12 protein-coding genes are annotated in these 14930 nt (G+C 39.8%); 4 read left to right on the top strand and 8 right to left on the bottom strand.

Going from position 1 to position 14930, the window contains the following annotated elements:
- Positions 1-44: 44 nt before the first annotated feature.
- The 3 genes from ED605_RS09075 to ED605_RS14985 are packed head-to-tail and all read left to right on the top strand — an operon-like array spanning position 45 to position 3395.
- On the top strand, positions 45-1316 hold the full coding sequence (locus ED605_RS09075; RefSeq protein WP_370824855.1) for an MFS transporter: 1272 nt from the start codon (positions 45-47) through the stop codon (positions 1314-1316).
- On the top strand, positions 1316-2239 hold the full coding sequence (locus tag ED605_RS09070) for a carbon-nitrogen hydrolase family protein (RefSeq protein WP_225419097.1): 924 nt from the start codon (positions 1316-1318) through the stop codon (positions 2237-2239). The genes ED605_RS09075 and ED605_RS09070 overlap by 1 nt, the downstream gene beginning before the upstream one ends.
- Positions 2226-3395, top strand: coding sequence for an amidase family protein (locus ED605_RS14985; RefSeq protein WP_121978587.1), 1170 nt, complete (start codon positions 2226-2228; stop codon positions 3393-3395). Before ED605_RS09070 ends, ED605_RS14985 begins: the two co-directional genes overlap by 14 nt.
- Before the next feature lie 384 nt (positions 3396-3779).
- Here ED605_RS14985 and ED605_RS09060 read toward each other — a convergent pair whose 3' ends face one another.
- The 7 genes from ED605_RS09060 to parE all read right to left on the bottom strand — a co-directional run bounded on the left by ED605_RS09060 (position 3780) and on the right by parE (position 12938).
- Positions 3780-5036: a M20/M25/M40 family metallo-hydrolase gene (locus ED605_RS09060; RefSeq protein ID WP_121978586.1), complete on the bottom strand. Its 1257-nt coding sequence runs from the start codon at positions 5034-5036 to the stop codon at positions 3780-3782.
- A 218-nt stretch (positions 5037-5254) separates the two neighbouring features.
- Positions 5255-5782: a peptide-methionine (S)-S-oxide reductase MsrA gene (msrA, locus tag ED605_RS09055; RefSeq protein WP_121978585.1), complete on the bottom strand. Its 528-nt coding sequence runs from the start codon at positions 5780-5782 to the stop codon at positions 5255-5257.
- Between the two features lie 51 nt (positions 5783-5833).
- Complete coding sequence (msrB, locus tag ED605_RS09050; protein WP_121978584.1) at positions 5834-6265, bottom strand: peptide-methionine (R)-S-oxide reductase MsrB; 432 nt, start codon at positions 6263-6265, stop codon at positions 5834-5836.
- A 140-nt stretch (positions 6266-6405) separates the two neighbouring features.
- On the bottom strand, positions 6406-7335 hold the full coding sequence (locus ED605_RS09045; RefSeq protein ID WP_121978583.1) for a manganese-dependent inorganic pyrophosphatase: 930 nt from the start codon (positions 7333-7335) through the stop codon (positions 6406-6408).
- A 24-nt stretch (positions 7336-7359) separates the two neighbouring features.
- Positions 7360-8319, bottom strand: coding sequence for a LysR family transcriptional regulator (locus ED605_RS09040; protein ID WP_121978582.1), 960 nt, complete (start codon positions 8317-8319; stop codon positions 7360-7362).
- Positions 8320-8523: 204 nt separating this feature from the next.
- Entirely contained in the window at positions 8524-10962 is a 2439-nt protein-coding gene (parC, locus tag ED605_RS09035; RefSeq protein ID WP_121978581.1) for a DNA topoisomerase IV subunit A, read from the bottom strand.
- Positions 10963-10982: 20 nt separating this feature from the next.
- A complete protein-coding gene (gene parE, locus ED605_RS09030) occupies positions 10983-12938 on the bottom strand; it encodes a DNA topoisomerase IV subunit B (protein ID WP_121978580.1) in 1956 nt (651 codons plus the stop codon).
- A 319-nt stretch (positions 12939-13257) separates the two neighbouring features.
- On the opposite strand from parE, the gene plsY reads away from it, so the two are divergent.
- On the top strand, positions 13258-13884 hold the full coding sequence (gene plsY, locus ED605_RS09025; RefSeq protein ID WP_191981365.1) for a glycerol-3-phosphate 1-O-acyltransferase PlsY: 627 nt from the start codon (positions 13258-13260) through the stop codon (positions 13882-13884).
- A 166-nt stretch (positions 13885-14050) separates the two neighbouring features.
- On the opposite strand, the gene ED605_RS09020 is transcribed toward plsY, so the two are convergent.
- Complete coding sequence (locus ED605_RS09020) at positions 14051-14923, bottom strand: aldose 1-epimerase family protein (RefSeq protein WP_121978578.1); 873 nt, start codon at positions 14921-14923, stop codon at positions 14051-14053.
- Positions 14924-14930: the final 7 nt, after the last annotated feature.

Below are 14930 nucleotides of genomic sequence, written 5' to 3'. Positions count from 1 at the left end.
TCTTAATTGATGGCAATTGGATTAATAAATTGGGAGGAATTCTCATGGAAAAACCAACAAACGTTACTTTAAAACCACTTTCAATGACTTCTACACATCCAAATCATGCTTGGTGGAAAGTGATCGGTCTTTGCTTTACCGGTTGGGCCTTAATTTACGCAGATCGAACGATTTTAAATCCAGTGATGCCCCAAATTGCAGACACTTTTCACATTAATAATGCTGAATTGGGAATTATCAGCAGTTTGTTCTTTTTAGCATATGCCATTTTCCAAATTCCATTTGGGATCTTAGCAGACAAGCTGGGGAAACGACTGATGATTACAATTGGTTTTCTTATCTTTGGACTAATGACTTTTCTATCAGGAATTGTCACAACTTTTGGGTTATTTCTCGTTGTCCGGGCAATTGCCGGAATTGGTGAAGGTAGCTATTATGGCCCTCAATATGCACTCAGTGGTGAAGCCATTCCACTTGATAAACTCACGCTGGGAACAGCCATCATTAACAGCGGAATGGCCTTTGGTTCATCATTTGGTTTATTATTATCGAGCTACTTGGTGCTTCAGCAGCACCAGCATTGGAATTTACCGTTTTTAATAATTTCAATACCAACCATTATTGTTGGCCTTTTGTTCATGACGTTACTTAAAGAACCCCATCACCCCACTTCTCAAGGCATATCGAGCTCAAAGCAGTCACTATCAGTAAAACGTCAACTTCAGATTATTTTTACCAACCGGAATTTGGTACTGACATTTTTTCTATGTTTCTGTTCAATCTATGCCTATTTCGTTGTTTTAACTTGGTTACCCCAGTTTTTAGAGGTTGAACGGGGGTTTAAAGGCACTTCCGTCGGATTTATTTCCTCATTAGTCCCATGGGCTTCAATTCCTGGCGCATTAATTTTTGCCAACTATTACGACAAATTTAGTCGAGCCAAGATGTTTGTCTGGATTTTAGTTCCCATTGCCGGATTATCACTTTTGGTAGTTGGGCTGACTCAAAATCACCTCCTACTAATGGGGGCACTAATCATTTACGGACTTTCAGGGAAATTAGCTATTGATCCGATTTTAGTTGCTTATATTACCAAACAATCTGATCACCGATATCTATCAACTACCCTTTCGGCTTTTAATTTTATCGGCATGTGCGGCTCAATCTTAGCACCCTACGTCACTGGTTGGCTGGCCGATCAGTTTGGCAGTATGACCATTGGCTTTTATTTAGGGGCTGGCCTACTCTTGATTGGTGCGATTGGGTTTCTATTTACAAATTATCCCGTTAATAAAGAAAGTCAGGTTGAAAAATAATGAAAGAAATTACCAATGTTGCTGTGATTACGTTTCACGCTTTTTGGGGAAAGAAATCCCAAAATCTAGATCGAATTGCCGGCTTAATCGAAAGTTGTGCTAAGCGTGGCGCTGATTTTATTCTACTTCCAGAGATGTCATTAACTGGTTATGATGATCAGCCTCAGGTCCCATTTCAAAACAAAATGCAAGTTAAAATGGCCGAGCCAATTCCCGGCCCCGCAACTAATCGACTAGCTAAAATAACCCATCACTACGGCGTATATGCTTTTGTCGGCATGCCTGAACGTGATCTGGATTCCGGTCAAGTCTACAATTCAATGGCCGTTTTAGGTCCCCAAGGATTGATCGGGACGTATCGAAAAATGCACTTGCCTGGCTTAGAACCCAATTGGGCAGCCCGCGGTCAAAATCCATTAATGATCGAGACACCATGGGGACCGGTCGGCTGTGCCATCTGTTACGATACCTGGGCATTTCCAGAATTGATGCGATACTATGCAGCTCAAGGCTGCCGACTATATATCAACATCACAGCAACCGCTAAAATCCGTGGGAAGCATTTAGCCAATACGAACATCGAAGCCGGTGTTATTCGAGATAGAATATTTATTGCTTCGGCTAATTTGGGTGGTAAAGATCTTTACAATGATTTTTGGGGCGGTAGCAGTGTCGTGGGGCCCGGCCAGGAAATACTGGAAGCCCATTACTACATTGGTGGAAAATACACTGATAAGCAAGCTAACCAATCTCAAGTTAATCTAACGACCATCGATCTATCCTTGGCTTCAAGAGATATTTACCAGCCTAACCCGTTGTTACATGGCCAAACCGATTTCCGCCCCGACGTATATCTCAAACTATACCAGCAACTTGCCAATCAATCTTTGAAGAAAGCCCGTGATCAGTATGCTAACAATTAACTCGCCCTATATTGAAGCCAACGTCACCATCCAACCCACCAGTCCAGGGGAGCTATCATCATTTCATTTCTCGGTGAAAGACGTTTTTGATATTAAAAATCACATTGCCGGGTTGGGCAACCCAATTTGGAAACAGACTCATCAACCAGCCAGCCATCATGCTATCGCCATTCGCAAATTGCTAAATACCGGAGCTGCCTTAACTGGTATCACCATCAGCGATGAGTTCATGTTTTCAATCAAAGGGAAGAATGTTCACTATGGCGATCCATTGAATCCAAAACACCCTGCCTGTTATCCGGGTGGATCAAGTTCGGGATCTGCCTCAGCCGTTGCCAGTGATTTAGTTGATTTTGCACTAGGTACGGATACTGGTGGTTCAATTCGAGTCCCAGCAAGTTATTGTGGTCTTTTTGGGTTTCGGCCAACGCACAGCATGACTTTGCTCGATGGTGTGGCACCACTGGCAACCAGTTTTGACACAGTTGGCATTTTAGCTGAGTCTCCTCAAGTTCTCGAGCAAGTCGGATCTGTCTTATATGGAGGTCAAATCCCACTTCATCTTAAAACACTCTATTATCTGGTTGATGATCAAATTTCAAATTTATCCTTCAACTATTTAGACAACGTAGCTACTATTCAAACAAAATTAGGGCTTTCCAGCCAACAGGTCAAGCCCTTTCGGTTACCATCGTTATTTAACCTGTCACAGCTTCAGAAAACCTTTAAACGGATTCAGGGATTTGAAGCTTGGAAAAATTATGGACCGTGGTTAAAAGTGCACCGTCCAAATCTGGGTGCCGATATTGCCGAACATTTTGCTTTTGCGTCAACCATCAAGAGCGATCGCCAACTAATAGGTGACTACACGTTTAAAAATGATTTTTCGATCTATTTGCAGGATATTTTAACTAATCAGGCAATGCTTTTACTACCCACAACCCCTGGTCCAGCATTAGAAAAAGATATCGGTTTCCAAATAGGTGAACAAATTCGTCTCAAAACTCAAAAGCTCACGTCACTTGCCGGTTTGGCGGGAGTGCCTCAAGTCGCCATGCCAATTTCAACTGGACAACAAGAAAACAGTTTGTCAATTATTACAGGTGTTGAAACGGACTTAGCACTGTTAAAACCGGCTTTAAAGTTGAACGAGTGACCAAGCAAACGATTTTAAATTGTCGAGATTATTTAATATTGTCATTTACCCAACTTAATTGTCCTTGACAAAATTTGAATTGGCCTTTAAAATTTTAAGTAATTTAAAAATTTGAGGATTCAAAAGAAACGCGATAATTTAACGCCATTGCTATTTTATAAAATAGTGTTAAGTGACTTTAATCCAATTAATTTCATTAAATCACGTTTCTTTGCCGGAAGTGGAAGCTGATGGCTTAATCTGGGATGTCACTCAGAATAGGTAAATTGCACTAAGAGAAAGTGTGCGACACTTTTATTTCGAGTGATATAAAAAGATCATTCCGATACACAATTAGTATTGCGGAATGGTCTTTTTAAATTGTCTTTAAATGAGTAAAAAATCTTAATTCTCTAAGTAGTCATGGACCGTTTGTTTATAAATTTCAATGAATCGTTCAAAGTTTTCCAATTCAACAAACTCATCTACCTGATGGGCAGTCATGTTGCCTGGGCCAAAAACTGCAATTGTCATTTTAGGATTAACTTTAACAAACTCAGCAGCATCAGTGCCTCCTGGATAGCCACCAAGGGGTAAACTTTGTTGTAGCAATTGCTCGCCATGTTTTTTCAGAATCTGAATCAGCCGGTCATTCGGATCACTCACTACAGGTGCCTTATCGCCAAGTAACTTGAAAGTTAACTCTGCTGCAGATTCCTGATTATTTTTAGTGACAATTCGCTTTAAATGCTCAATAATGGCAGCGTTTGGCTCTTCTGGAATCGTCCTAATTTTTGCATAAACGGCCGCCGAAGCTGGGACCGAATTTAACTGATCACCACCGTCAATCTTAGTAACAACTGGAATTGTTTTTCCTAAAATGGGATTCTTTTCATGAAGTGTTCGAAAATACTTTGTTTCATTATCATAGGTTTTAATTAACGGTGCAATGGCATTAATCCCGAGCTGCGGGGATGAACTGTGGGCAGTTTTCCCCTTAGCCAAGGTCTCATAAGTAATGGATCCTTTGTGTGCAAAGCTCAGCATGTATTGCTCTGCAGAGTTGTTCTGATCAACCAATGCCTTGATTTGACTTTTAGAAAATTTAAAGGGATTTAGTGGCACATCCTGAGTTAACCAATCTAAAGGCTCACCACTTGGCTCAGCCACAATGGCTGCCGAAACATCATCTAAGTAGCCGTGTTCAGCAAAATACTTTGCTCCCTGCATGTGATTAATCTTGCTGGACTCTTCACCAATTGTTGCCAACAACCGAATTGTGCCTTTAATTGGTTGACCAGCTTCTTTTAATTCGATCATTGCAATCACTTCAGCCGCCAAACCAGCTTTCATATCACTGGTCCCACGGCCATACATTCGATCACCGACAATTTCGGCGCCAAATGGATTATGTATCCACTTATTGCGATCGCCAATATCTACCGTATCTTGATGGCCTTCAAAAACAATCACCGGTTCAGATTGATCACCAATCTCAGCAACCAAATTAAATCTTCCGGGTTCTACTTCAATTATTTTTCCATGAATACCGTAGTTGGCTAAATACTCAGAAAGAAACTTAGCTGTTCCCTCTTCTCGACCACCTACCGTATTAATCTTAATTAAATCACTCAATAATTTGAGTCGATCCTTATGATCCATAAAGTCACAACTCCTGTCAAATCAGTTTTTATATTTTCTGATGGTTTTATCGTTTATATTATTATAAGCCTCAAGCGGAAAAATTGCCCGACTTAATAAGAATTTTCAACGAAATACCGTGGTTTTCAACAAATGCAATTGACAATTTGTTTTACTTTCCCATTAAAAAATCGTCGACATATTTTCAAAATTGCTGAATATATCGACGATTAATTGACTTAGTTGTTTTGCTTTTGCCAGTGTTCCTTAATAAACTTTTCTCGCCCACCAGCTTCTTCTAGTTGAAAACGAAACGGGTGCTTCTTATAAAATTGTTGATGCGCTTTTTCAGCTGGATAGAATGGCTTGGCATCTTCAATTTGAGTGACAATTGGCTTATCAAACATCCCGGTTTCCGCCAATTTCTTTTTTGAGGCTTCCGCAATCTTTCGCTGCTCATCATTCTTAACGAAGATGACTGGGCGATAGTTATCACCCCGATCTTGGAACTGTCCCATCGCATCAGTTGGATCAGTTTGCTGCCAATAAATTTGAACAAGTTGTTCATAGCTAATAACTTCCGGGTCAAAAGTAATTTTAACTGCCTCAGTATGCCCGGTTGTATGGCTGCTAACCTGTTCATAGGTCGGATTGGCAACGTGACCACCTGTATATCCGGAAACCACCTTTTTAATGCCTGGCATGGTATCAAACGGTTTGACCATACACCAGAAACAACCACCTGCAAAAATTGCTGTATCTTCCATCAAAAGCACCTCTTCAATTCAAAATTTAAAATGATCAATAGTCCGCAACTATTAGTCAAAAACTTGTTTATACTTACCGTACCCCGCCTTCTCAAGCTCGTCAACTGGAATAAATTTTAAGGCAGCTGAATTAATGCAATAGCGTTGGCCGCCAGCCTCTTTAGGACCATCACTAAAAACGTGGCCTAAATGTGAGCGGGCCTCTTTACTACGAACCTCTTCCCGGATCATCCCATGAGATAAATCCAAATCTTTTTGAAGGCTTTCCTGACTGATTGGCTTGGTAAATGATGGCCAACCACAGCCGGCATCGTATTTATCCTTTGAAGAAAACAGAGGCTCACCACTGACTACATCTACGTAAATACCATCTTTATAAAAATTATCGTACTCGCCACTGAACGGAGCTTCGGTCGCAGCTTTTTGAGTAACGGCGTATTGTTCAGGCGTTAGTCGGTGTTTCAAATCATCTTTTTTAACCATGATTAACCTCCATATTGGATTAAAAACAAATTGTACACAATTCATATCTTGATTATAGCCCGCTAATTACTAAAAGTAAACAAAAAACGGTCATGACCAATCGTCATCACCGTCCATAATTATCAATTAATTTATTCAAATTAGCTTAAGGCATCGGTTAATGGTGGAACAACCTGCTTTTTCCGAGAAACTACTCCTGGCAAAGGCATTGTATTATCACTGGCAAATTTAGCACTAAAGGCTTTTTCAACTGCATCCAGCGGTCCACCCACTGCAAGTAACTTTGAATCACTATTCAAAACGTTGGTAACCAAAACCAGGAATAAATCGTAACCTTTATCCGAAGCTTCAGCTGTCATAGCTTTTTTAATGTCATTTTGACGCTGATTGATGTCATCGAAGTCAACCACATTAATTTGATCAATCCGAACGTTCTTACCACCCATTGTGAATGATTTGGCATCCGAATCAATTAACTCCTGATCACTTTTAGCAGCAACATTTGTGCCGGCTTTAAGCATTTCAATCCCATATTTTTCATAATCAAGATCAGCGATTTCTGCCAAAGTTTTAACCGCAATTTTATCATCATCGGTTGTTGTTGGTGACTTCAGAAGCAACGTATCAGAAATGATTGCTGAAAGCATCAGTCCCGCTAATTGAGCTGGAATTTCAATCTTATTTTCATCAAACATTTTTACCAAGATTGTGCTGCAGCAGCCAACTGGTTCAGCTCGATAATATAGCGGGAATTCCGTTTGAAAGTTTGAGATTCGGTGATGATCGACAACGTGAGTGATCTTAACGTCCTTGATATCGCTCACACTTTGTTGAAATTCATTGTGATCAACCAGCATTACAGAATCCACTTCATTGCCAGCCGTCTTAATAACCCGCGGAGTCGGCTCATCAAAGTAATTTAAAGCGAAGTTGGTTTCGGCATTTGGTTGTCCCAAAGCAACGGCCTCAGTGTCATATCCCAATTTGTTTTGAAGATACGAATAGGCTTTTGCGGCAACAATTGCATCAGTATCAGGATTTTGATGACCAAAAACTAATTCTTTACTCATTAACAAAATCTCCTTTATTTTTAATTAATCTGCTAATCGGGATAAATAATCTTTTGAATTTAAAAATTCATCAAACTTGGATAAGAATCGACCAATTCGAGGAATTTCATTCTTATTTTTCCGGTAAACAAATTTCAAATCAAATTTAATTTTCGGATCAAACTCGGAGACAAAAATATCATCACTTGTCAGATCCTTTAAGTTAATGTTAACCATGTATGACTTCGGCAAAGCTGTATTAGTTCCTGTATTAATAGCAAACTTTAGGATTTGTTCCGGCATCGTATACCGCGCAGCAGCCGTTGGAAAATCAGCCATCTGATTTTTGAATGCTTCGCGTAATGTCTGATTTAGATAGTAATCCTGTGGATACATTACCCATGGCCGATCATTAACATCCTTCAAGCGAACTTTCTTTTTCTTCGAAAGATCTTTGTTATGATGAATCAACAACAAATCATCAGAAATAATTTTCTTAGAACTGTAAGGCTTCCAATTCTTAATTGATTCATCCGGAAGATACATAATGGCCAAATCAATTTTATTGTTTTCCAAACTCTCCCAAATTTCTTTTCTGGTCAACATATGAAAATTGACCACTAAATCGGGATTTTCCTGATAGAGTTCCAAAGCAAAATCTTCAAAAACTTTGGTCTCAATCGAGGCCAAAATTCCTAAATTGATTTCACCGGTAGTTGAACTGGTAGCCTGCTGAATTTCATCAGTCGCATCATTCAGTAAATCATAGATCTGATGAGTCGTTTTCAGCATAATATAGCCGGCATCAGTTAAACGCAGCTTCTTACCTACCGAATAAAAAAGTGACGTGCCAACAGTTCGCTCCAGTTTTTTGATTTGCTGAGTCAATGCAGGTTGGGTAATCCCCAGAATTTGAGCCGCCTGCGTATAATTCATTGTATCAGCCAACTGAAGAAAATACGACAATGTTTTTGATGAAAAAATACTTTCCTGAGTGGTTTTCATTAAGTCGCTCCTTAATGAAGTTAAAGTCAATCAACGATAAACTTTACTTCTGTATATGATCACTAAACTAGTCAAAGACCTCTCCATATCAACATCTATAGTCAATAATTGAAGTTGTCAATCTTATAAGATAACTTATAAACAACCATTATTAATTATTATAATTCTAAATGAAATAACAATCAATCCAGAGATGATATTTTTTTAATTAATTGTTAATTCAGCCGGTTTCTGATGAATTTTAGCTGGTGTTCCTTCACTTTCAACATCAATGACAAATGAGCCATTCGAGTAGCGGCCACCAAGTGAAAATTCACTCGGCAAAATATCATGGACCCGCTGATGATCAGTCATTACTTCAAGCGGTTGATCTTCGTTATTAATCACAACAAAATCAACGACTTCATGAGAGTGATGCTTCAACGTACGTAAAATCATAACGCCTTTACGAGCTCGCGATGTAACAGGAATTTCCTTAACAGCTAATTTTTTAAAGGCACCACGTTGTGTCACAATAGCAATGATGTCGTCATCATTTACCAACTGCATATTAGTAATTAAATCACCATCGCTAAGCTTTTGAGACTTAACACCGGTTGTTCTGGCACCATTAATTGGGACTTCATCAATACCATAGCGTAATGCCATTCCAAGCTTGGAAATTAATAATAATTGACCATCTGCATCTGGATTTGCCAAATAATCAATTGCGATAACTCGTGAATCGGACTGTTTTAATTTTTCATAAACGTAAGCATGCTTCTTATAGCTTCTTCCAGGCGCCAAATCGGTAAGTTTAGTCCGTTTGATGTGGCCATCACTCGTCGCAATTAAGAAAACTCCAGAGTCTTTTAACGAATTAAAAGCAAAGGTCCCAATAATTTCTTCATCAGAATCCAAGCCAATTGTTTGTGAAATATGTTCTCCAGTTTCTTTCCACCTCACGTCAGCAATTTCAAATACTGGTCGATAAATTAAGTTGCCCTTACTGGTAAACATAAATAAATGGTCCCGCGCATTAAGTTGCTTCAAAAAGATTGGGTAGTCTTCATCTTTTAACCCATTTTCATTATTAGAAGCCTTAAAGGAGCGAATACTGCTGCGCTTAATGTAGCCATCATGACTAACCATCACAACAACGTCTTCATCTGGAATGATAACATCAGTACTGATTTTAATTGTCGCAACCTTTTCCTGAATTTCAGTTCGTCTTGGATTACGATAATTTTTCGCAATCGCGCGTAGTTCCCGAGCCAACACGCGATTTAACTCTTTGGGATCGGCTAAAATCTTCCTGAATCCGGAAATTCTGTCAGCTAATTCTTTAGATTCTTTTTCTAACTGAGTGACATCGGTATTCGTTAAGCGATAAAGCTGCAATGCAACAATCGCATCGGCCTGTTTTTCAGAAAATTCATATGCTTTAACTAAATTATCACGGGCATCCCGCCGATTCTTACTGGCGCGGATCGTTTTAATCACTTTATCCAAAATTGAGAGTGCTTTTATCAGGCCCTCAACGATATGCTGTCGATCCAAAGCCTTCTGAAGATCGTATTGCGTCCGCTTTTTGATGACTCTTTGCTGAAATTCTAGGTAAGCGGTCAAAATTTCTTTTAGAGAAAGGCGTTTAGGACGCATATGATCAATGGCGACCATATTAAAATTGTAAGAAATTTGTAAGTCCGTATTTTTATAAAGATAATTTAAAATGCCAGTTGAATCAACATCCCGCTTCAACTCGATGACAATACTCATACCTTCTCGATCACTTTGATCCCGAACTTCAGAAATCCCATCGACTTTCTTATTTAATCTTAGTTCATCAATTCGCTTAACCAATTGAGCTTTGTTGACTTCATAGGGAATTTCAGAGACCACAATTTGTGATTTATTCCCTTTTAGCTGTTCAATAGCCGTTTTTGAGCGAACCATCACTTTGCCCCGGCCAGTTTCATAAGCCTTCCTAATGCCGTCAATTCCTTGAACAATTGCACCAGTTGGAAAGTCAGGGCCTTTAACAAACTGCATGAGGTCGTCCAAAGTCGCTTTGGGATGCTTTTGCAAGTATAAGACGGCATCAATTACTTCACCGAGATTATGAGGTGGAATGTCCGTCGCATACCCAGCTGAAATCCCAGTTGAGCCATTAACCAGTAAGTTGGGAAATCGGGAAGGCAAAACTGTTGGTTCGTACTCAGTATCGTCAAAATTAAGCACCCAATCAACCGTATCTTTATCAATATCTCGAAGCATCTCAGTTGAGATTTTACTTAGCCGAGCTTCAGTATACCGCATTGCAGCTGGCGGATCCCCATCCATTGATCCGTTGTTCCCGTGCATCTCAATTAAAGGCTCGCGGACTTTCCAACTCTGGCTCATTCGGACCAACGCTTCATAAATCGAACTGTCTCCATGGGGATGAAAATTTCCCATTACATTCCCGACTGATTTAGCCGACTTGCGAAAAGCTTTGTCGTAAGTGTTGCCATCTTTATTCATCGCGTATAGGATTCGCCGCTGAACCGGTTTTAATCCATCACGAATATCGGGAAGGGCCCGTTCTTGAATAATTGAACGGGAATAACGACTAAATCGTTCTCCCATTACATCTTCAAGAGATAAATTTTCAATTTTACTCAATTAAAACTCTCCCTATCGCTTTATTTGGCTGTGTTATCAAGAATACTACCTTCCTCTTCAAGATTGAACTTGACGTTCTGTTCAATCCATTTCCGTCTTGGTTCAACTTTGTCGCCCATCAAGGTCGTTACCCGCCTTTCAGCCAAAGCAGCATCGTCTATACTAACCTTAATAAGTGTTCGACTTTTAGGATCCATTGTGGTTTCCCATAGTTGATCAGCATTCATTTCTCCAAGACCCTTAAAGCGTTGTAGGCTATAACCTTTACCAAACGATTTAGAAACCTGATTCAATTCCTCATTTGTCCAAGCATACTGAATCTTAGCCTTTTTACCAGTTCCTCTTTGAAGTTTATATAGTGGCGGTAACGCAATGAATACCCGACCATGTTCAATCATCGGTCGCATATACTTATAAAAGAAAGTGAGTAATAATATCTGAATATGGGCACCATCATCATCCGCATCGGTCATGATAATAATTTTGTCGTAATTGGCATCTTCAATTTTGAAATCAGCGCCAACACCGGCACCAATTGTATAAATCATGGTATTGATTTCTTCGTTCTTCATAATTTCTGGAAGCTTTGCGCGTTCCGTATTCAAAACCTTACCACGTAATGGCAAAATGGCCTGGTAGCGGCGGTCACGCCCCTGCTTAGCTGATCCGCCGGCTGAATCTCCTTCAACTAGGAATAACTCATTACGACTGTAATCCTTTGATTGGGCTGGTGTCAGTTTTCCGGAAAGTAACCGTTCCTGCTTTTTATGTCGTTTACCATTTCGAGATTCATCCCGCGCTCGACGGGCAGCCTGACGAGCTTGGCGCGCTCTTAATGCCTTGTGCACCAGCATTTGAGCAAATTCACCATTTTCCATTAAGTAATAGCCCAACTTCTCACTAACAACGTTATCGACAATTGAACGAGCTTCCGGAGTTCCCAGCTTTTCTTTGGTTTGGCCTTCAAATTGAAGAATCTCTTCAGGAATTCTCAATGATAAAACGACAGACAAGCCTTCACGAACATCGCTCCCTTCGAGATTCTTGTCCTTATCCTTTAACAAGCCAACTTTACGAGCATAATCATTAAATGCTTTTGTCCATGCATTTCGAAGACCTGCTTCATGAGTTCCACCATCTTTTGTACGAACGTTATTAACAAAGGACATCATTGTTTCCGAATACCCATCGTTATACTGAGCAGCTACTTCCACTTCAACACCGTCTTTGGTGCCATCAAAGAACATGACGTCGCCTAAAATGTGTTTGTCCTCATTTAAATACTGGACAAATTCCTTAATTCCTTCTTCATAATGAAAAACGACTTCTTGTTCCTGATCGGGTCGCTCATCCTTTAAAATAATTTTAGTGCCCTTCAGCAAGAAAGCTGATTCTCGTAAGCGCTCTTCAAGCGTTGAAAAATTAAATACGGTATTTGTAAAAATAGTTGAGTCGGGTTTAAAACTAACTGTGGTCCCGGTGTGTTCGCGAGTTTTTCCAAGTTTTCGAAGCGTGCCAACCGGATGGCCACCATTTTTGAAATCTTCTTCATATTTGCAACCATCGCGAACAATTGTGACCTTTAACCAACTTGAAAGTGCATTGACAACACTGGCACCAACACCGTGAAGCCCACCAGAGGTTTTATAGCCTCCTTGGCCAAATTTACCACCAGCATGTAGTTGAGTTAAGATAACTTCAGGTGTTGGCTTGCCGGAAGCATGCATTCCTACCGGCATTCCCCGTCCATGATCCACGACAGTCACACTATTATCTTTATGAATCGTGACACTAATCATGTCACCATATCCGGCTAAAACTTCATCAACCCCGTTATCAACTATTTCATAAACCAAGTGGTGTAGGCCACGATAGTCGGTCGAACCGATATACATCCCAGGGCGTTTTCGAACCGCCTCGAGTCCCTCCAAAATCTGAATTGAGGAATCATCATATTTTTGTTTTTGTTTTACCATTGTCTGCCATGACTCCTTCTTGAAACAATCTACTTTATCATAACCTAAATGCTTTAAAATCAAAACTATCATGTATTGAAAATTAATGTTCGATTAGATCACAAAATCATTATAGCATGTAGGCAAACGAACATTCCCTTAAAATTTAATTAAACTTGTAAGTACCAATTACATGACTCGACTTTTTAAAGGGTGATCAAAGCTTATTTGCAAACAGTTTTAAGAAACTGCTTTGGTTGGCATTGGCGCGTTGCCATTATCATGCTAATATTAGAAGTGCTATTATATTAAATAAAACATGATTGTAGTGGGGTTTAAAATGAATTCTGAGATTGAAAAGATTATTTTAATGTTGATTTTAGCTTACTTGCTGGGGTCAATCCCAAGCGGTGTTTGGATCGGAAAAGCTTTTTTCCACATCGATATTCGTCAACACGGTTCCGGTAATATTGGGACAACCAATACATACCGGGTTCTTGGACCAATTGCCGGCACCATCGTCATGGCCATGGATATTTCTAAAGGAGCCGTTGCCACTTTGCTACCAGTCTTTTTTAACAGCAATTTGGTTAATCCATTACTTTTTGGATTAGCAGCCATTTTAGGCCATACATTTTCAATTTTTGATCACTTTAAAGGTGGTAAAGCAGTTGCTACCAGTGCTGGCATGCTGCTTGCATACAAACCGTCATTTTTCTTTTTAGCGGCAGGCATTTGGGTTGTCATTATCCTTCTAACCAGCATGGTCAGCTTAGCTAGTATTATCACATTTCCATGCATTGCCATTGCCACTTTTTTAGTCCATGACACCTATTTGTTTATTTTGGCGGTTATTCTCACAATTTTTATTGTGTATCGTCACCGGACAAATATTAATCGGATCTTTCACGGAACAGAAAGTATGGTACCGTTTGGACTGGGGAATGTGTTACGTAACCGGCGCTAAGTCCTTGTTTTTCCTTTATACAGCAAGTTTGATTCTATCACATCTTTATCTTTAAAAACAACGCTAAGGGACGAAAATATAGTCGACTAACCGTTTCCAATTAAAAGCGAGCGATTCAAATACTGAATTGCCCGCTTTTTTGCCATTATATAACCCAATGACGTTTTTAGAAAAAACTTAATTGATAACCTGCTTCAAAGGATTGATGACCGGATAATCGATTAATTGCAAATTTATCTTCCAAATGACCAGTGGCATTGATTGGATCTGCCAGTCCCCACCATGGCTCTATGCAAACAAATGGTGCTTGTTTAGGATAAGGAGACCAAATCCCCACATATGGCGCCTTAGTTAAAGAAATTGCCACGCCATGATCATTTTGAGTATTGGCAAGCATTAAGGTTGTTTGTTGGCCCTCTAAATCAAGTACCAAAGCGTCGTTCTTAAATAACTCATGATTAAGACTAAGAGGCTTGGTAAAATCCAATTCTTGCGGATCTGCCGGATCACTGTAAGGTGGTTTCAAAGGAATTTTGCGATATTTGGCCTTTGGTGCAACCCGAATAAAATAGTCAGTAAAATTTCCTGCGCCAGCAAACGGTACGTTAAAGCCTGGATGAGCTCCTAAGGAAAACAACATTAATTGATCACTCGGATTTTCAACTGTAAATCGAATCGCCAGTTCGTGTGCATGTAGTTCAAAATGAACTCGCAGGTTAAAATTAAACGGATATTTTGCCAAGGTAGCAGCATTCTGACTCAACAAAAGCGTGACGGCCGTTTCGGTTTGGTCCACAATTTGGAATTGCTGATCACGAGCAAAACCGTGTTGCGTCATTTGATAAGTTTTTCCCTGATAGACATACTGATTATCCTTTAATCGACCAACAATTGGGAATAAAATAGGTGCGTGGCGTTTCCAGTAAGCTGGGTCCGCCTGCCAGATATAATCAGCATCATCTTCAGCCTTAACACTGGTCAATTCTGCCCCGAATTCATTGACAAGGACCGATAAATATTGATTCCTAAGGGTTATCATTTCTAAG

It is taken from the genome of Lentilactobacillus raoultii, assembly GCF_900411375.1.
GTDB classification, from domain to species: Bacteria; Bacillota; Bacilli; order Lactobacillales; family Lactobacillaceae; genus Lentilactobacillus; species Lentilactobacillus raoultii.
The sequence above is the reverse complement of the archived record's forward strand: the minus strand, read 5'-3'. Positions and strand labels throughout refer to the sequence as shown.